At 61.4% G+C, this 19110-nt stretch carries 15 protein-coding genes; 6 read left to right on the forward strand and 9 right to left on the reverse strand.

Annotated elements, in window-relative coordinates; translation table 11 throughout:
* Positions 1 to 4: 4 nt before the first annotated feature.
* Positions 5 to 4834 (reverse strand): NEL-type E3 ubiquitin ligase domain-containing protein, encoded by a 4830-nt coding sequence (locus C4J83_RS21110; protein ID WP_124418122.1) that lies wholly within the window; start codon positions 4832 to 4834, stop codon positions 5 to 7.
* A 310-nt stretch (positions 4835 to 5144) separates the two neighbouring features.
* On the opposite strand from C4J83_RS21110, the gene C4J83_RS21115 reads away from it, so the two are divergent.
* The 4 genes from C4J83_RS21115 (at position 5145) to C4J83_RS21135 (ending at position 10507) form a co-directional block, all read left to right on the forward strand.
* Positions 5145 to 6917, forward strand: a complete 1773-nt coding sequence (locus C4J83_RS21115; protein WP_124418123.1) for an N-acetylglutaminylglutamine amidotransferase — start codon at positions 5145 to 5147, stop codon at positions 6915 to 6917.
* Positions 6918 to 6920: 3 nt separating this feature from the next.
* Positions 6921 to 8669 (forward strand): N-acetylglutaminylglutamine synthetase, encoded by a 1749-nt coding sequence (gene ngg / locus C4J83_RS21120; protein WP_106576547.1) that lies wholly within the window; start codon positions 6921 to 6923, stop codon positions 8667 to 8669.
* Positions 8670 to 9021: 352 nt separating this feature from the next.
* Complete coding sequence (locus tag C4J83_RS21130; protein ID WP_106576546.1) at positions 9022 to 10206, forward strand: osmoprotectant NAGGN system M42 family peptidase; 1185 nt, start codon at positions 9022 to 9024, stop codon at positions 10204 to 10206.
* Between the two features lie 73 nt (positions 10207 to 10279).
* A complete protein-coding gene (locus C4J83_RS21135) occupies positions 10280 to 10507 on the forward strand; it encodes a YheU family protein (RefSeq protein WP_064453367.1) in 228 nt (75 codons plus the stop codon).
* A 7-nt stretch (positions 10508 to 10514) separates the two neighbouring features.
* On the opposite strand, the gene csrA is transcribed toward C4J83_RS21135, so the two are convergent.
* Complete coding sequence (gene csrA / locus C4J83_RS21140; RefSeq protein ID WP_124418124.1) at positions 10515 to 10706, reverse strand: carbon storage regulator CsrA; 192 nt, start codon at positions 10704 to 10706, stop codon at positions 10515 to 10517.
* Between the two features lie 228 nt (positions 10707 to 10934).
* Positions 10935 to 11750 carry an SDR family oxidoreductase gene (locus C4J83_RS21145; protein WP_106576544.1) on the reverse strand — a complete coding sequence of 272 codons (816 nt, stop codon included), beginning with the start codon at positions 11748 to 11750 and terminating at the stop codon, positions 10935 to 10937.
* Positions 11751 to 12080: 330 nt separating this feature from the next.
* Here C4J83_RS21145 and C4J83_RS21150 point away from each other — a divergent pair, with 330 nt between their 5' ends.
* Positions 12081 to 12233, forward strand: coding sequence for a DUF3309 family protein (locus C4J83_RS21150; RefSeq protein WP_003236711.1), 153 nt, complete (start codon positions 12081 to 12083; stop codon positions 12231 to 12233).
* Positions 12234 to 12287: 54 nt separating this feature from the next.
* Here the strand turns inward: C4J83_RS21150 and C4J83_RS21155 are convergent, their stop codons facing one another.
* From C4J83_RS21155 to C4J83_RS21175, 5 genes are all read right to left on the reverse strand, one after another.
* Positions 12288 to 14375 (reverse strand): LTA synthase family protein, encoded by a 2088-nt coding sequence (locus C4J83_RS21155; RefSeq protein ID WP_106576543.1) that lies wholly within the window; start codon positions 14373 to 14375, stop codon positions 12288 to 12290.
* 417 nt (positions 14376 to 14792) lie between these two features.
* Complete coding sequence (locus C4J83_RS21160) at positions 14793 to 14984, reverse strand: PLDc N-terminal domain-containing protein (RefSeq protein ID WP_003172956.1); 192 nt, start codon at positions 14982 to 14984, stop codon at positions 14793 to 14795.
* 67 nt (positions 14985 to 15051) lie between these two features.
* Positions 15052 to 15582: a hypothetical protein gene (locus C4J83_RS21165; protein ID WP_124418125.1), complete on the reverse strand. Its 531-nt coding sequence runs from the start codon at positions 15580 to 15582 to the stop codon at positions 15052 to 15054.
* Positions 15583 to 15623: 41 nt separating this feature from the next.
* Positions 15624 to 16139, reverse strand: a complete 516-nt coding sequence (locus tag C4J83_RS21170) for an ankyrin repeat domain-containing protein (protein WP_124418126.1) — start codon at positions 16137 to 16139, stop codon at positions 15624 to 15626.
* Positions 16140 to 16250: 111 nt separating this feature from the next.
* On the reverse strand, positions 16251 to 18077 hold the full coding sequence (locus tag C4J83_RS21175) for a long-chain-acyl-CoA synthetase (protein WP_124418127.1): 1827 nt from the start codon (positions 18075 to 18077) through the stop codon (positions 16251 to 16253).
* A gap of 394 nt (positions 18078 to 18471) precedes the next feature.
* Here C4J83_RS21175 and C4J83_RS21180 point away from each other — a divergent pair, with 394 nt between their 5' ends.
* The gene (locus tag C4J83_RS21180; RefSeq protein WP_016970113.1) at positions 18472 to 18750 is read left to right on the forward strand and encodes a DUF3509 domain-containing protein; all 279 of its coding nucleotides are present in this window, start codon (positions 18472 to 18474) and stop codon (positions 18748 to 18750) included.
* Between the two features lie 58 nt (positions 18751 to 18808).
* Here the strand turns inward: C4J83_RS21180 and C4J83_RS21185 are convergent, their stop codons facing one another.
* A complete protein-coding gene (locus C4J83_RS21185; protein WP_106576539.1) occupies positions 18809 to 19075 on the reverse strand; it encodes a response regulator transcription factor in 267 nt (88 codons plus the stop codon).
* Positions 19076 to 19110: the final 35 nt, after the last annotated feature.

Consider the following 19110-nt stretch of genomic DNA (forward strand, 5'->3'; position numbering starts at 1 on the left):
TGAATCACGGCATCACACAGGGCGACAGGTCGCCGAGTTTCAGCGCCTCCTTGGTCAGGCGCTCAGCTTCGCCCTTATGCGCTGCCTGCTGTTCGCGCAGGATCTGGTTCATCTGGTCAAGGTAGTCGGCGTCGTTGAGCGCGGTGCTTTTTTCAAAGACCGCCTGCAGGCGCTGGTCATAGGGCTCGCTCAACGCCTCGAACGATTGGCTGAAGGCGACTTTCAAGTGACTGTCCCATAACGGCAGCTCCACCAGGTAGTTCAAGAGCTTGATTGAGCGCTCTGCCGCCCGGAGTTGTTCTTCGGCAGTGTTCAGCGCTTCGACCGTGACGCCGCCCAGGCGGGCAAAGCGCATGTGCAGGGGCTGACCGGGCAAATGAAACTTGCTGGCCAGCCCTGTTCGGTAGGCCAGGCTGACCTCCAGCGGGTCAGCCTCCGGGTGCTGCTGACTGTGCGTGCGTGCGTAGCTGTCCAACTGATCCAGACGAAACAGGCCCTTGGCCAACTTCAGCAGCGGCTTGGCGGTCAGCTTGCCCCCTTCGACCCCTTTGGCAGCTTCGTGGATCTCTACCAGCACCTCAAGGTTGCTGAAGTTCAGCGCCGCGCTGTCATCGCAATTGACCGGCGTGGCGGCCCGGTCAAAAATCTCATCGCGCAGCTGCGCGTCATTTCCGGCCGCCTCCAGCACCCGCCAAACGCGTCGTTCCAGGTCCTCACGCACCAGTTGAGCATCGCCGGTGCCGCCCAGTTCGGCCAATAGCCTGAACAGGCTCTCGGACTCTGGCTCATGCTTGAGTCCCGTCCAAACCGTCTCTTTTTGCGTGTAGCGCGCAACCGCGCTATCGGCCAGCCATAACTCCCGGGCTTTCTGCTCGTTGAGGCGAGCGAGGTCATCTTCCAAAAAGCCCATGCCTATGCCGGTTTGGCTCCGATAGTCGGCCAGTGTCTTTCGGCTGGCTTCATCCAGCGGGTTGTGGCGCAGGTTGATGGCTTCAGCCACAGGGCGTGGCGCGGTGGGCAACCAGCCAGGCAAGGCGAGGATATCGTTGTCGCGCAGGTCGAGGTAATGCAGGTAAGGCAAGCGCGGTACCCCAGCAGGAAACGCGCGCAGGCGACAATGACGCAGCATCAGCTCACGCAACTCGAACATATGGCCGACGGCAGGCGGATCAGCCAACGGGTTGTTGCTCAGGTTCAATACCTGCAAGCCTCGCAGGTCAGCCAGCTTGGCGTGGGTGTGTTCGGTGAGTTGCAGGTGGTTGTCGTTGAGGTACAGGCGTTTGAGCGCGGGCATCTGTGACAGTACTTCCGGCAGGCGTGTCACCTCGTTGCTGCGCAGTTCCAACGCCTCAAGCTGCTTGAAGTGTTTGAGGAAATACGCCACGTCATCGTCGAGCCCCATTCTGTTCAACGACAACTGCCGGATATGGGCAAAGCTGACCTGCGCCGGCAAGGTCGGCAGTCGGCCCACGGCCAGGCCATCGAGTACCAGGCTTGGGACCTTTACCCCACTGGCATCGGGCAACAGGAGCCGCTGTCGCCAGCCGTCCTCGATGGCCTGCATCGCCTGATGACGGCCCAGGCGGTAATCCGCCTGGGGATGAGGCAAACCGGCGAGGGATGTCTCGTCATTGCGCCACGCCTTGAGCGCCCGATGCAGGGCCTCGAACTGTCGCTCCAGCGCCTCAACGGCCTGGGCGCGCGCCAGGTGATCGGGGCCTTGCCCGTCCAGGAACGTCGCCACCTGCCGTTCGTCAAAACCGGGATACAGCCTGTTGACCTTGCGCACCAGCGCCACCGGGTGCCGCGTCGAACGCACCATGGCCTGCGCGCACAGCTCCGGCGCCGACTCAGGGAGTGCACGCTCGGGCCACAGATGGCGTGACAGCACGTGGCGCTCTTGCTCGGCGCACGCCTGGAGCGCGTCGCGCAATCGACTGGCACGCTCTGCCCCCGAGAGGTTCAGTGCTGCCAATTGCGCAGCCGACAAGGTGGCGAGCAGAGCCTGGTAAAACCCTTCAGGGCCTGAGGCCTTTTCACCCAGCGGCGCACCTTTATCGTCGAACGCCTGCACCCCTTCGCCGGTCTCGACCAGTGTGCGCCGCCACCGTGCATGCTGGCTGCCGGAGGTGCCTATCAGCTCGCCGATCAAACTGTCCCGGCGTACCTGCACGTGCAAATCCTGCGGCCATCCCGCGACCTTCGCCAGCAGGTGCACGGCCAGCCGTCGCGAGGGGGCGCTGGCCAGCTCCGGCAGGTAAAGGCCGATCAGCGCCTGGTCTTCTTCCTGCACCGCCAACGCTTCGCGTGCTCGTTGTGCGAGCAGCAGCGGCACACGCCGGGTGCTGCGCAGTTGCCAGCGATGCACGGTTGACGTCTTGGACAGCAACTCCCAGGCGATGCGATTGGGCACGCTTGGGAAATGCGCCTTGAGCAACCCGTGATCTGAATGGGTAATGCCATCCGCGTCCTGATACAGCTGCTGGAAAACCTCTCGGTGGGTGCGTTTGAGCGAGGCCAGTAACTGGCGCGCAAGCACCGCGCCCTGCTCATCTGGCGCTACCGAGCTCCCCAGCAAGGTGTCGATCTCGTCCGGCGGCAGAACGTCGAGCAGCGTCGCCATCACTGCGCCGTCTTTGAGCGCCTGTTCAGTGATGTGGATGCTCAAGTGTCCATGCTCGAATGTGGCGCTGCCGGGAAAGCGTTCGAGCCGCACCCCTTGGCGGTCCAGTACCTCGAAAAACCGTCCCTGCGGCCAACCTGGCATCAGCGGCAACGCCAGCAACTGAACGCGCGCGGTGCTTGCATCCGGGCGTGGCTGATGTTCCAGCTGCCAGATCAGATCGCGAACTTGCTGGTTCAAGGCGAAACGCGCCACGCAGTCGTTGAAGCGCTCCGGCAGCGGCCTGTTTTGCAGGGCCAGGGCGTGCAGGCGGGAGGGGCGCATGTCGGCAATGCTCGCCACGTAGTTCAATTGCTCGGGGGGCAGCGCGGCCAGGCGCGGGTTAAGCCGAGTGAGAATGTAGGACGGGGAGCCCCACTCCTGGGGGTGTTCGAACGCAAACCGCCAACCGCCCTGGCGGTTGTGCAGCAGGCGCGGACGATAGGCCGTGGTCCGCGTCGGGTGAAGGGCGTGCCAGTAACCCGAACGCGCATCGTAGGCCACCGCGTACACCACCCCCATGATCCTGACATAGGAATGACCGCCGGCCTGGTAGATCCCACGGCTATTGGCCACCGTCAGGGCGTCGACACCCAGCGTCCGGCCGTAAGGCTTGAGCCGCCGACGCCACAAGCGAGGATCGGCATCCGGCAGCTGCACCGCTTCGACTGCCTCGAAGAACTCTGCGGGGTTGGACTTGACCCCCCTGAACACCTTGCCTGCCACCTTCACACCGTCCGCGAACACGGCCATGGCCGCCAGGTTTTCAGCCACATTGACCAAATGTTCCAGCCCCTCGGCCTGGTCGCTGTGAGTCCATTCATCCACCCCTTCGAAGACCTCGGCGAGCATCTGGCCGACGGCGACGCCCAACATCAGTTGCCCGAGCACCGGCACCATCAGGCCGGCGATGTTCAGCATATTCAGGCCCGCCTCCAGATAGCCTTGTAGGCGTTTCTGACGCGCCTCCTCATCGACTTGCGCCGTCGGCACGGCCAATGCAACGGCGTCCAGCTGGATCTTGCGGGTCAAGGCGCCGAAAAAGAACGGTTCCAGGCCGGTGTCCACCGCCACGGGCTCCACGCGTTCGAGTGTCCTGCGTTGGTCAAAACGCTGGAAAAAACCGAACCGCTCGGCCTCATCCAGGTAGCGCGTGAAGAAGCTGCGATAGGCCGGCACCTGAAGCTTGAGCGTCAGGTAGGCGATCAGGTCCCCCAGCGTGGGGTATTCGTACCACGGGCGCCCGGGCTCGCCTGGCATGTACACCAACAAAGGCCCCTCGGCAAAGCCGTGCGTGGAGGCATGGCCGAACACCAGCACGCTCCACAGGCAGGCGCCATGCACATTCATCCCTTGCCAGACCAGCGGCTTTTCATGGAACAACACATGCTGCAGGTTCCGCGCGGGCAAGCGAGCATTGAGCAGGGCTTGCAACGCGGTATAGCCGGACTCGCTGATATCGCCCTTGCCATGGGCAATCTGCAGGTCGATTTGCATGTCCTTGATCTTGCACTGGCCGACCTCGCCGACCACCGGGTTGTAGGCCCGTTCAGCGCCGTCCTCGTCGTCGCTCCCCGCGAGGTTGAACACCTCACGCAAGTGCCGCTGATAGGCCGCGCCCAGGTCCAGTTCGCGGCAGTACCGCGCAAAGGCTCCCGCGCTGAGCGTCGACACGTTCTGGCCTGCCGCGCCCGTTCGAATCACCGCGCCTGCGGGCAGCCCCCCCGCCTCAGCCTGGTCCAGGGTAAAATTCTGCATGGCCGCCTGCAGCAGGTGGTGCTTGTCCATGGACATCGTCTGCAGCCGTACGCCACGGCCGACGGTCAACGCGGCGAAGTGCCGATTGGGCAACTCCAGCCAGTCACGTTCGACATCCAGCCCGGCATGCCCCTTGGCCGCCAGGAGCGCCTTGAGTCGCTCGGCACAAAACGACCTGAGCGGCGTTATACGGCGCAACAGGCTCGCGGCCCGCTCGCGGGGTTGCTGACTGCTGGCATGCGCCGCTTCCAGCGCCTGGCGCGTTGAGGCGGCGGCACTCACCAGCCATGGGGGCAGCGTATGCTGCAGCACCCTGGCCTTGTCCAGGTCGCCGGTGATTTCCAGCAGTGCAGCGGTGATTTTCTCCTGAGAGACAGGCGCGGCGGCCTGGCTTACAGCCGGTTGTTGGGTCATCGGCAACAGTCCTTATTGCGTTGGATAATGACCCGGACAATAACCCTCACGCCGGCAATGAAAGGTTCAAATAGGCGCTCGATATCGCAGCGCATTCCCCCACATTTTGCATCCGTGATTGACCTATCTACCGACCATTGACGGGCGCCCCCGTGGCGCGCGACGTGGCTTGCGGCCACTCAAGGCTCTTTGCCTTATAACGTATTGTTCTAAAACTCCGTGAATCTGCTCGGGTCAGTCTCTGGGTACCCACCCTTTTGGTGCGGTGCCTTTTTTGTCTGTCCCCAACGGAAAAACCGGTAAGGAATATATGTGCGGATTAGCTGGCGAGTTACGTTTTGATCACCAACCTGCCGACCTGGCAGCGGTGGAGCGGATCACCCATCATTTGGCACCACGCGGTCCTGACGCGTGGGGCTTCCACGCCCAAGGGCCGATTGCCCTGGGCCATCGACGCCTGAAAATCATGGACCTGTCGGACGGCTCGGCCCAACCGATGGTCGACGCCCAACTGGGGCTGTCCCTGGCCTTCAATGGCGCGATCTACAACTTCCCGGAATTGCGTGAAGAGCTGGAAGCACTCGGCTACGCCTTCTATTCCGGTGGTGACACCGAAGTGCTGCTCAAGGGCTACCACGCGTGGGGCGAAGCACTGCTGCCCAAGCTCAATGGCATGTTTGCGTTTGCCATCTGGGAGCGTGACGCCCAGCGCCTGTTCATCGCCCGTGACCGTCTGGGTGTTAAGCCTTTGTACCTGTCGCGCACCGGCCAGCGCCTGCGCTTCGCCTCGGCACTGCCGGCATTGCTCAAGGGCGGCGACATCAACCCGATACTTGATCCGGTCGCGCTGAATCACTACCTGAACTTCCACGCCGTGGTACCGGCACCGCGCACGTTGCTGGCAGGCATTGAAAAACTGCCGCCGGCCAGCTGGATGCGCATCGACGCCAACGGCAAGATCGAACAGAAAACCTGGTGGACGCTGCCCTACGGTCCCCATGACGATGAAAAAAACCTGACCCTGGAAGACTGGACCGACCGCGTGCTCGACAGCACCCGCGAAGCCGTGGCCATTCGCCAACGCGCCGCCGTGGATGTCGGCGTGCTGCTCTCCGGCGGTGTCGATTCGAGCATGCTCGTGGGCCTGCTGCGTGAAGTCGGCGTGCAGGACCTGTCGACCTTCTCCATCGGCTTTGAAGACGCCGGCGGCGAGCGCGGCGACGAATTCCAGTATTCGGATCTGATCGCCAAGCACTACGGCACCCGTCACCATCAACTGCGCATCGCCGAAAGCGAGATCATCGAGCAACTGCCCGCCGCGTTCCGTGCCATGAGCGAGCCGATGGTCAGCCACGACTGCATCGCCTTCTACCTGCTGTCGCGGGAAGTGGCCAAGCATTGCAAAGTGGTGCAAAGCGGCCAGGGCGCCGATGAGCTCTTCGCCGGTTACCACTGGTACCCGCAAGTGGATGGCGCCAGCGATCCCTATGCCGCCTACCGCGATGCCTTTTTCGACCGCAGCTACGACGACTACGCGGCCACCGTCGCCCCCAAATGGCTGACCGCCAACGACGCTGCCGGTGACTTCGTGCGCGAGCATTTCGCCATGCCGGGCGCCGACGCCGCCGTGGACAAGGCGCTGCGCCTGGACAGTACGGTGATGCTGGTGGACGACCCGGTCAAACGCGTCGACAACATGACCATGGCCTGGGGCCTGGAAGCACGCACGCCGTTTCTGGACTACCGCCTTGTCGAATTGTCAGCCCGTGTGCCCGGCAAATTCAAACTGCCCGACGGTGGCAAGCAAGTCTTGAAAGAAGCCGCGCGCCGCGTGATCCCGAGTGAAGTCATCGACCGCAAAAAAGGCTACTTCCCGGTGCCGGGCCTCAAGCACTTGCAGGGCGACACCCTGAACTGGGTGCGTGAACTGCTGCTGGACCCAAGCCAGGATCGCGGCCTGTTCAACCCGGCCATGCTGGATCGCCTGCTGACTGACCCCCAAGGTCAACTGACGCCGCTGCGCGGTTCAAAGCTGTGGCAACTGGCGGCGCTGAACCTGTGGCTCAGCGAACAAGGAATCTGATTGATGAAACCTCTCGCAGCGGCTTACAGCCAACGCTTGCTGAAGGGCCAGGCGCCGACCTACGAGCGCCTGCAGGCCCGCCTGGCTGAAGATGGCAGCCCGTTGGGCGCCGAACCGATTGCCGTGCATTGCGGGTGGGGCCGGTTGTTGATCGGCCATACCTTCCCGGACCCGGCAAGCCTGGCCCAGGAACTGCTCAAGGAACAGCCTGGCGAGCGTGACATCGCCCTGTACGTGGCAGCGCCCCAGCAGATTCTGGGGATCGATCCGCAGCAGCTGTTCCTCGACCCGTCCGACACCCTGCGCCTGTGGTTCAGCGACTATCGCCCCGCTACCCGCGTGTTTCGCGGTTTTCGGATTCGCCGGGTACAGACCGAAGCCGATTGGGCGGCGGTCAACGTGCTCTACCAGGGGCGCGGCATGTTGCCGGTCGACGCTGAACGCCTGACCCCGCGCCATCAAGGCGGCCCGGTATATTGGCTGGCCGAAGACGAAGACAGCGGCGCGGTGATCGGCAGCGTGATGGGCCTGAACCATCAGAAGGCCTTTCACGACCCGGAAAACGGCTGCAGCCTCTGGTGCCTGGCGGTTGATCCGCAGTGCACGCGCCCTGGCGTGGGTGAAGTGCTGGTGCGCCACTTGGTGGAGCACTTCATGAGCCGCGGCTTGAGCTATCTCGACCTGTCGGTGCTGCACGATAACCGTCAGGCCAAGAGCCTCTACGCCAAGCTGGGTTTTCGCGCGCTGACCACCTTTGCGATCAAGCGTAAAAATGGCATCAACCAGCCGCTGTTTCTCGGCCCTGGCCCGCAGGCCGGCTTCAATCCCTATGCGCGCATCATTGTCGAGGAAGCCCACCGACGCGGCATCGATGTGCACGTGGATGACGCCGATGCCGGCCTGTTCACCCTCAGCCATGGCGGGCGCCGCGTGCGTTGCCGTGAATCGTTGAGCGACCTGACCAGCGCCATCAGCATGACCTTGTGCCAGGACAAGAGCCTGACCCACAAGGTGCTCAAAGCCGCTGGTTTGAACCTGCCGTCGCAGCAATTGGCGGGCAGTGCCGACGACAACCTGGAGTTTCTCGACGAACATCAGCGCATCGTGGTCAAGCCGCTGGATGGCGAGCAAGGCCAGGGCGTGGCGGTGGATCTGCAGACCATCGAGGACGTGCAGAAAGCCATTGAAACAGCGCGCCAGTTCGACAGCCGCGTGCTGCTCGAGAGCTTCCATGAAGGCCTCGACCTGCGCATTCTGGTGATCGGTTTTGAAGTGGTTGCCGCTGCGATTCGGCGCCCTGCCGAGGTGACCGGCGACGGCCAGCACTCCATCGGCGCCTTGATCGAAGCCCAAAGCCGTCGTCGCCAAGCGGCCACTGACGGTGAAAGCAAGATCCCGCTGGACGCCGAAACCCAACGCACCCTGCACGCCGCCGGTTTTGACTACAGCAGCATCCTGCCGCGTGGCCAGACCCTGGCCGTGCGCCGCACCGCCAACCTGCACACCGGCGGCTGCCTGGAAGACGTCACGGCGATTTTGCACCCCACATTGGTGGACGCTGCCGTGCGTGCGGCGCGTGCGCTGGACATTCCCATGGTGGGCCTGGACCTGATGGTGCCTGCCGCCGATCAACCCGAGTATGTGTTTATCGAAGCCAACGAACGGGCCGGGCTGGCCAACCATGAGCCGCAACCGACGGCGGAGAAGTTTGTGGATTTGCTGTTTCCGCACAGTCAGCCGACCGCCCAATAACCTGTGGCGAGCAGATCTCGTAGGGCAAGCCCGCTTGTTGTGGCGAGCGGGCCTGCTGTGGCGAGCAGGCTTGTCGTGGCGAGTGGGATTGATGTGGCGAGCGGGCTTGATGTGGCGAGCGGGCTTGCCCCGCGTTGGGGCGCGAAGCGGCCCTGACCCTGGCACCCCAGTCTTTCAGCCATAACGCGTTGGCAGGTTTTGGGGGCCGCTTCGCAGCCCAACGCGGGGCAAGCCCTTTCGCCACATCAAGCCCGCCCGCCACACGACAGGCCCGCTTGCCGCCACGAGCCGTCCGCCACAACAGGCCCGCTCGCCACACAAATCCGCTCGCCCCCATTCATCAGGAGTCTTTATGAGCCGAACCATCCCAGAACCGGATCTCACCTACCTGCAGAAGGTGCTGCTGGAAATGCTCGCCATTCCCAGCCCTACCGGCTTCACCGACACCATCGTGCGCTACGTCGCTGAGCGCCTGGAAGAACTGGGGATCCCCTTTGAGATGACCCGGCGCGGCACGATTCGCGCCACCCTCAAGGGCCAGAAAAACAGCCCCGACCGTGCCGTCTCGGCCCACTTGGACACCATCGGCGCCGCCGTGCGTGCGATCAAGGACAACGGCCGCCTGACCCTGGCGCCCGTCGGTTGCTGGTCCAGCCGTTTTGCCGAAGGCAGTCGCGTCAGCCTGTTCACCGACAACGGCGTGATCCGTGGCAGTGTGCTGCCGCTGATGGCCTCAGGGCATGCCTTCAACACCGCCGTGGATGAAATGCCGGTGAGCTGGGACCATGTCGAACTGCGCCTGGACGCCTACTGTGCCACCCGCGCCGACTGCGATTCGCTGGGCATCAGTATTGGTGACTACGTGGCGTTTGACCCGCTGCCCGAGTTCACCGACAGCGGCCACATCAGCGCGCGCCATCTGGACGATAAAGCCGGCGTGGCTGCACTGCTCGCCGCGCTCAAGGCGATCATCGACAGCGGCGAACCGTTGCTGATCGACTGTCACCCACTGTTTACCATCACCGAAGAAACCGGCAGCGGCGCCGCCGCGGCATTGCCTTGGGACGTGAGTGAATTTGTCGGCATCGACATCGCTCCGGTCGCGCCCGGTCAGCATTCGAGCGAACACGCAGTGAGTGTGGCGATGCAGGATTCCGGCGGGCCGTACGACTATCACCTGTCCCGGCATTTGTTGCGCCTGGCCTCGGACAACGACCTGCCCGTGCGTCGCGACCTGTTCCGCTATTACTTCAGCGACGCGCATTCGGCGGTCACCGCCGGGCACGACATTCGCACCGCGCTGCTGGCGTTCGGTTGCGATGCAACCCACGGCTACGAGCGCACGCACATCGACAGCCTGGCGGCATTGAGTCGCCTGCTGAGCGCGTACATCCTCAGCCCGCCGGTCTTTGCCAGCGATGCGCAACCGGCGCAGGGTTCGCTGGACCGCTTCAGTCATCAGATCGAGCACGAAACGCAGATGGAGAGCGATACGCGAGTGCCCTCGGTGGACAGTCTGGTAGGACAGAAGTCCTGAGGCTGGCAACCTGATACTGGCAAGACGGGTCCCGGCGCAGTAGCATCGCCGGGATTCCACCTCTGAGGCTTTTATGCTGATTCCCTACGACGCACTTGAAGTCGACACCCTGACCCGGCTCATCGAAGACTTCGTCACCCGCGATGGCACTGATAATGGCGATGAAACGCCCTTGGAGACCCGCGTGCTGCGCGTGCGCCAGGCGCTGACCAAAGGGCAGGCGCTGATTGTGTTCGACCCTGAAAGCGAGCAATGCCAGTTGATGCTCAAGCACGATGTGCCCAAGCATCTGTTCGATTGAGAAAGCTCTAGGGGTTGGTTTCAGGTTGCGTGACTTGGCGCTCGAGGATTTTCTGATACACCTCGGCGCGGTGCACATTGACCCCTACCGGTGCCTGGATGCCGAATTTCACCTGGGTTCCGTTCAGCTCGAGGATATGCAAGGCGATGTCATCGCCGATGGAAATGATTTCGCCTACGGCGCGGCTTAAGACCAGCATGGCGGTTGTCCTTTTGGAGTGACAGGACCTTGACCATGCGCGCTCGGAGGGGGGGCGACAATGGCTTGCCACTAAATCAGGCGAGGCCTACGCGGGCTGGTAATTTGCCTGACAGACATCAGCTGCATCGGGCTGGCCGGGTACCTATCCGTTACCGGGTTGACGCCGGGTGAAGCGCCATCCAGCGGCGCCGCTACCGGCATAACGCCTAGGTACACGCCCAACACTTCAGGCTTTAACTGCCTGAGCCTTGGCCCGCATCTTGTCTGCCATGCTGGTCATCTCGTCATACAGCACCTGCGGATTTTTCTGCTTCAACGCCCAGGCCATGCGCCCCTGCTCGTGGGGCAAAATCATGAATTCGCCCTGTGCCACACGCTGGTAGATATAGTCGGCAATGTCAGCCGCCGAAATGGGCGAACTCTCCAGCAACTTGCCCACCTGCGCCTTCATCGCCGGGGTCGGCCCGCGAAACGAATCCAGCAAGTTGGTCTGGAAAAACGACGGGCACACCACGTGCACGCCAATTTCCTGATGTTTGAGCTCGACCAGCAAGCTCTCCGACAACGCCACCACCCCAGCCTTGGCCACATTGTAATTACTCATGGCCGGCCCCTGCATCAATGCCGCCATCGAGGCAATATTGATGATGCGGCCCCTGCTCTTCTCCAACAACGGCAGGAACGCCTTGCAGCCCTTGACCACGCCCATCAGGTTAATCGCGATCTGCCAGTCCCAATCTTCCAGCGACAACTCGGCAAAGAAGCCTCCCGACGCTACGCCGGCGTTGTTGACGATCACATCGATACCGCCCAATTTCACCTCGCACGCCTGTGCAAAGGCGGTGAGCTGGCTGTAATCACGCACATCGCAGCGCTGCACAAACCCATCGCCACCCGCCTCGCGCACCAGTTTGAGCGTTTCCTGCAGGCCCGGCTCGCTGACATCCGACAAGGCCAACTGCCAACCCTCACGGGCCCAGCGCAGCGCGATTTCGCGGCCCAGGCCGGACCCGGCGCCGGTGATCATCATGCGATTTTGCATAGGAAATAAGCCTTGTGGTTCACGTAGGAAGTGATCGGCAGTGTAGCGAAGGTTTTTCCGACACCCACGCACCATCCAATTGATGAATACCTCGGGAAAACCTGAGGCCCGGTGCGAGGATGGCTTATAGCGTAAGTTCAATAATTTTCAACTAAGCGCACGTAATTGCGAACGCATTAAAAGAAATAAGCAACTTTGCAAAATGCTTTAAAAAAGCAGGGAATTTTCTTCGAAGTGACAGAGTCGGAGTTATTAAGGCGTCCGTACTTAAACCCACGGGCCTGTCGTTAATAACCGGTCTTTTCAGAAGGCCCTATAAGGAAAAAAACCATGAGCCTCATTCTGATCATTATCTTGATCCTGCTGTTGGTCGGCGGCCTGCCGGTGTTCCCGCACTCGCGTAACTGGGGCTATGGCCCGTCGGGTATCCTGGGCGTTGTCCTGGTAGTGCTGGTGGTACTGTTGCTGCTCGGTCGGATATAAATTCCGCACAAAAAAAGAGGCCTCATTGAGGCCTCTTTTTTTATGCCCGGTTAATTAATCCGGTTTGCCGTCAATCACGCCGGCAGTGTTATCCAACAGGCTCTTGGTGGCCGTCTGCAGGAACGACTCGAGTTTCTGCTTCAGCGCCGCCTCGTCCGGTGACTCGGGAATCACTTTACCGGTCGGGTTCGCGCCCAGTTCATATTCCCACAGCTTGGGTGGCATCTCCTTGGGCAGTACCAGAATGCGGTCTGCGGTAACCAGCGCCACCGTCTGATCGCTACCCGAAGGCTTGATCACGCCAAAGCCCTTGTCGCCTTCCGGCAGGTTCAGCAGGTCACGGCCCCAGCACTGGTGCAGGGTGTCGCCACCGAGGCGGCCCATGATGGTCGGCACGATGTCGATCTGAGTGCCCACGGTGTGGTCACGCTCGCCGAACTTCTCCTGCATGCCCGGCGCAATCATCAGCATCGGCACGTTGAAGCGGCCCAGGTCCATTTCGGTGATCTGCTGCTCGTTGCCAAAACCATGGTCGCCCACAATCACGAACAGGGTTTCCTTGAAGTACGGCTCTTTACGGGCCTTTTCAAAGAACTGGCCCAAGGCCCAGTCGGAGTAACGCATGGCCGTCAAATGCTCGTTGAGGCTGCCACGGTCGGTGACTTTCTCGACCGGCAATGGCGTCGGCAACGCGTACGGCGTGTGGTTGGACAGGGTTTGCAGCAGTGCGTAGAACGGCTTGCCGCCTTCGCGGGCTTTCAACTCTTCCAGGCCACGGTTGAACATGTCCTGGTCGGACACGCCCCACGTCGGGTCGGAGAACACCGGGTTGACGAAGTCATTACGCCCGATGAAGTTGGTCATGCCCTGGTTGCTGAAGAAGCCCGACTGGTTGTCCCAGGCGAAATCGCCGTTGTAGACATACACGTCGTCAAACTTGCGCGCGCTGAGCAACTGCGGCAGGCCCGACAGCTTGTGGCTGCCTTCCGGGGTCTGCATCAGGTATTCGAAGCCTGGCAGGTTCGGGAAGCATGCCATGGTCGCGAACATGCCCTGGTGGGTGTGCGTGCCGTTGGAGAAGAAGCGGTCGAACAGCAAGCCTTCCTTGGACAACTTGTCGAAGTACGGCGTGATATTGCCCGGGCGGCCCAGGGCGCCCACCGAGTGACCGGCGAAGCTTTCCATCAGGATGACCACGACGTTCTTGATCGGCAGGGTCTTCTCGGCCGGTGGCGTGTAGTCACGGCGCACGGCGGCGGTGTCGGTATCCACCAGTTTCTCTTGCGGCAGCACCAACATGTCACGCACGGTCTGGGTGGCCAGCGGCTGGTCCAGGGTGGCCTTCCAGATGTTGGAGCGTTCCTCGGAGAAGCGCGCCTTGGCTGCAGCGATCAGCGACAGCGTGCCGTTGAGGCCCAACTGGTTGGCGAAGTTCGATTCGGTGGTGTAGACATCACCCCAACGCAGCGGCGGGCCCTGGCGCAAGGTGCCGCGGATGGCGACCACGGCGATCAACAGGCAGACCACAAACACGGCGATGCGGCTGTACCACGGCGCCACTTGGCGGGTACCGATGCTGCCGCCGCTGAACGGGCCGCGGGGGCGCGTTGCACGGTCGGCACCTTTGAAGGCCATGCTCAGGATCAGCGTGCCCACGGCCCAGGCCAGCAGGTAACGCACAACCGGGAAACCGTACCAGAGCATGCTCATCACGGTTTTCGGGTCTTCCTTTACATACTGGAAGACCAGGCCGTTGAGGCGCTGGTGGAATTCGCGGTAGAAGTCCATTTCCATCAGGCCCAGGAACAGGGCAATGCTGGACGCGACGGTCAGCCACAAACGGAAGAACCCGCGTGCCGCCATCGCCCGTACGCTGAACAAGGCCAGCAGCAGCGGGACCAGCACGTACATCACCAGGCGTATGTCAAAACGCAGCCCGTTGGCGAACGCTTCCAGGAACGTCGAGGCCGGCGTGTCGAGGATCATCTCGCGGTTGTAGACCAGCAGCGCCAGGCGCAGCAGGGAGAACATCACCATCATGACCAATGCGCAGAGCAGCGTGTACGCCAGATGGGATTTGACGGTCGGTTGCAGCAGGCGATTTGAAGCTCGCTGCTGACTCAGGGCGTCCGGGTTTGCCATGTCGTTTCAGGACCCATTGGAAGTTTAAGTTGCGAAAAAATGCAGTGGCGTCCGTCCCTCGCCCAGGCTGGCTGGGGTAGGCGGTTAACGCGGTGGCGCAAATGGTGCCCGATCAATGGCATCAACGCTATTAATTACTGAACGTGCGCCGCGCTTGTACCTTTAACGGCACTCGAGATAGAGCCTTGGCAGCGTGATAAAGCCGGCGAATTGTCTTGGAAAAGATGTGAAAATTTCGTGCAGCGAATACTTTCGACACACAAAACGCTAAATACCCTGGAAACGAATGTGGGAGCGGGCTTGCCCGCGATAGCGATGTGTCAGCCCGCACAACTGTGGCTGATAAACCGTTATCGCGGGCAAGCCCGCTCCCACATTTAGCGTGCCCACTCAGGATTAGAGCGAGCCCAGGCGTCGTCAGATCCGCACGTTACCGCGCGGCCCGGCGATTGCCCAGATGATCAGGCCCAAGACAGGCAGCAACAGGATCAGCAAAATCCACAGCACTTTGGCACCGGTGCTGGCGCCGCTTTTGAACACGTTGATGATCGCCCAGATATCCAGCGCCAGGATGATCAGGCCAATCAAGCCATTAAAGGTGGAACCCATGGTGTCGCTCCTAAGTGAGGGCATGCACTTGTAGGATAGTCAGCCCTGGCAGGGGTTCCGTTTTATTTCAGACGTGGACGGCAACGCGCAGGGCTTCCAAGGACGGCTCGGCCTTGATGCCGACTTCAGCGCACAGTTCCAGCACGCGCGGCAGGTCGTTGCCGTAGACCAGCACCGCCTGAATCTCGTCATCCAGCAACTGACTGAAGTTGAGCAGCACATAGCCACCGTCTTGCGGGCTCAGCGCGCTCATCTGGATCTGGATGCGGTTCAGCGCGGTCAGGTCTTCAGTCTTGGCCAACTGCTTGGGCTTGAGCGTGAACGCCACGCCCGGGCCGAACGACGCGACGATCTGTGCAAACAGGTCGCCGTAGGTGTCGGCTTGAAACAGCACCGTGTCCGGCAGGCTACCGACCACGACCCACTCACCCAGAGGAATAGGGAAAGTGTCGTCGTAGTTGATATCCGGGTTGGCCGCCAGAAAAGCAGCCGGGTTTGCGTAGGCCTGGGCCGCTTCCTCGGCGATGCGTGCCACTTCGTCCTCGCCCATGACGCCGGCGCTGATTTTGCTGATGAGTTCGACGAGGGCGGTGCGCATGGGAAAGTCCTGTGGCGAGCTGGTTTTTGAGGGCGCGTAGCCTACACCAGTTTTTGCAACTGCGCCGCCGTATCCGCCGCGCCCATGGTGTGCGCCGCCGCCAGTGCGGTCGCACCCTGGGCATCGGTGGCTTTGGGGTTGGCACCCTGGCCGAGCAGGTAGTCGAGCATTTCGACACGGTTGAACATCGCGGCCATCATCAACGCCGTGCGGCCGTCCGAGGAGGCGCCGTCCACCGGCGCGCCGCCGTCGATCAGCGCCTTGACCACGGGGAGGTTGCCCTTGAACGCCGCACCGGCCATCGGCAGCTGGTTCTTGTCGTTGGCGATCAGCGGGTCAGCCTTGAATTCCAGCAGCACTTTTACTGCATCGGCGTGACCGTGATAGGCCGCGAGCATGAGCAAGGTGTCGCCATTGTGATTGCGCAAGTTAGGCGGCAAGCCTTTGGCCAGCAGCGCGGCGAGCATGGCGGCATCGCCTTTGCGGGCCACGTCGAAGACCTGCTCGGCAAATTCAGCGGCTTCGTCTTCGGTCATTTGTTTAGGCTGGTCTGACATGTGGGGCTCCTTGTCTGGTTGCTTTATAGGCGCCCAGTGTCGCGATGGAGTTCCCCACTGTCATGGCTTTTTTGCCGAAAGCGGTCATAGGCAGAATCAATAGCGCTGCTTTTAATAGCGAAAATGTCCGCCCTGGATCTGCGCCAACAAGTGGCCGGTGACCGGCACGTAGCAATCCGACCCCGGCAGCCAGGCATACACCGGGTCATTGCCGGCCTTGCCCGGGTCGAAGGCCTCCTCCTTGAGGCGCACTTTCTGATACTTGAAGGTGCCGGTGGTTTCCATCTTCACCTTGATCCGCAGGAACAACGGCACCGCGTAATGCGGCAACTGGCCATGAGCGAATTGCAGCAATTCACGCATGTCCAGCGAGGCCAGGGATTCACTTGGGGTGATGGCGACCATGCCAGCGCGGCCGTTGGTGTTTTCGATCTCGACACCGTAGGCCACCACTTCGGCAATCTGCGGATGTTGCAGCAGCACGTTCTCCACTTCGGTGGTTGACACGTTTTCGCCCTTCCAGCGATAGGTATCGCCCAGGCGATCGACAAATTGCGCATGGCCGAAGCCGATGCTGCGCAACAAGTCGCCGGTATTGAAATAGCGGTCGCCCTTTTCGAACACGTCGGTCAGCACCACTTTGCGGTTCTTTTCCGGGTCGGTGTAGCCGTCGAACGGTGACTTTTCATCGATCCTGGCCAGTAACAACCCCTGCCCGCCTGTTTGCACCTTGCGCATGAAACCGTCGCTGCCGCGCACCGGTTCACCGCTGTCGTTGTTGTAGTCCACCAGTGCCCAATGCTGCAGGCAAAAGCCGATGGTGTTGTCGAAATTCAGTACGTTGGTGAACCCGATGTTGCCGTCACTGGCGGCATACAGTTCGCAGATATGCTCAACGCCATAACGTTGCTTGAACTGCGCCCACACGCCGGGACGCAGGCCATTACCGACCATCTTGGTCACGCGGTTATCGAGATCCTGAGCGCTGGCGGGCTGATCGAGCAGGTAGCGGCACAACTCGCCGACATAGCCCAGGGTGGTTGCGTTGAATTTGCGCGCATCGTCCCAGAACTGGCTGGCGCTGAATTTACGCCGGATGGCAAAGCCCGAAGCCCCGACAATCGCCGAGCCCCAGCACACGCACAGGCCGGTGGCGTGGTACAGCGGCAACGTGCAATAGAGGACGTCATCCGGGCCCATGTCCAGCGCAATGCTGCCGAAGCTGACGGCGGTTTTGGTCCAGCGCCCGTGCTTCATGATGCCGGCCTTGGGCAAGCCGGTGGTGCCGGAGGTGTAGATATAGAAGCAGGGGTCGTTGAAGAACACTTGTCCGGTACTGGCGGGGTTGTCCACCGAGCCGTCGGCACTGGCGGCCATCAGGTCGGTATAGCCTTCCGGCAGCGTGCTTGACTGCTGATCGGCGACAAACCAGGTCCTGTGCGCCGCGATTGTCACGTGCTCACGCACGGTCGTGTAGGCCGCTACCAACTCTGCGCCCACCACGATTGCCACCGGACTCACCAGATTCAGGCTGTGCACCAGCGCCGCCTGGGTTTGCGACGTATTGAGCATTGCACAGATACCACCCAGCTTGGCCACGGCCAGCACGCTCAACAGCAGTTCAGGGCGGTTTTCGATGAATAACGCGACCACATCCCCCTTGCCGATACCCTGCTGGTGCAGGTGATGGGCGATGCGGTTGGCACGCTGGTTGGCTTGAGCGTAGCTGAGCACACTGTCGCCATATAACAGCGCCGCGCCATCTGGATTACGAGAGGTGGCCTGTTCGAATTGCCACCCCAGGCCGCAGGGCTGGCTGGGATCGGTGACGTTCGCGGCGCGCATGCCGCGCACCACGCGTGGCAGGGCCCGAACTATCGCCGGCACCTTACGCAGTAGCTTGCCCCAAGTGATCATGTCGTCGTGCGGATGGCTCATGGCGGAACATCCTTTTTCTTATTCTTCGTATGATCCAGACACCGCATCGGCCCTGTAGGAAGAGGACGGATGCCTTGCAGGAAAATACGCCTGCCATTCTTCGGCTGTACATGTGGGATTTGAAAAGTTTTGTATCCCATGCCGCCCAGCATCAAAAAGGGAATTGCGCGGCGCCGACGCGGTCATTAACTGTACCGAGGGAGCGAAATGCCCGGCCTCGATAGCGCAAAATGCAGGATGCACGATGGCCTTTCATGCAAATTGCACGAAAGTGAAAAATATGAAAAATTTTAAATGCCTGATTTATAACGATTTTTTAGACAACTCAATACTGGCACAATCACTGCACCTATCACTCCATGCTTGCCAACTTGAGCCAACGGAGCTGATAGACATGAGCCTGATCCAAGATAAATTCGCTTCTGTATTCTCCCAATACGACGTCACCACTCAGCCACGCCCAGACGGCGGGATCCTGTTGACCCTGCGCAACAGCGAAGGCAAACAGGTCAAGCGTTCGATTTCGTACCAACAACTGCACACCGCTGACCAGCTGACCTGGGTCATCAGCGCCATTCGCCGTGACCTGGCCGAACAAGCCAGCGAACTGCCACAGATCTCGATGCTGCAAAGCCAGAATCGCTTTGCCCTGCCGACCTACCATTCGGCCTGAGTAATCTGAGCAAAAAAGGCCGCGACGCCGTTGAGCGTCGCGGCCTTTTTTTGTGCCTTCAACAAAGCCCCTGTCGGGCTGCTGCATTCATCGCCTGTACGCGGTTGGTGACTTGCAGCTTGAGGTAGATGTTGCGCAGATGGAATTTAACCGTGGCTTGGGAGGTGGCGCGAATCTGGCTGATTTCCCAGACGGTCTTGCCTTCCGAGGCCCAGCGCAGGATTTCCAGCTCTGTCGGCGTCAGGGGTTTGCCGCACAGGCTCAGGCGTTTTCCAACGGCGCTCGGCACGGCAAGCGCGCGACACGGCTGCTCTGGGCCACTCATCAATCTCTCTCCTGTATCAGTGGATGCCATACCAC

The sequence above is a fragment of the Pseudomonas sp. LBUM920 genome (genome assembly GCF_003852315.1).
Taxonomy (GTDB): Bacteria; Pseudomonadota; Gammaproteobacteria; order Pseudomonadales; family Pseudomonadaceae; genus Aquipseudomonas.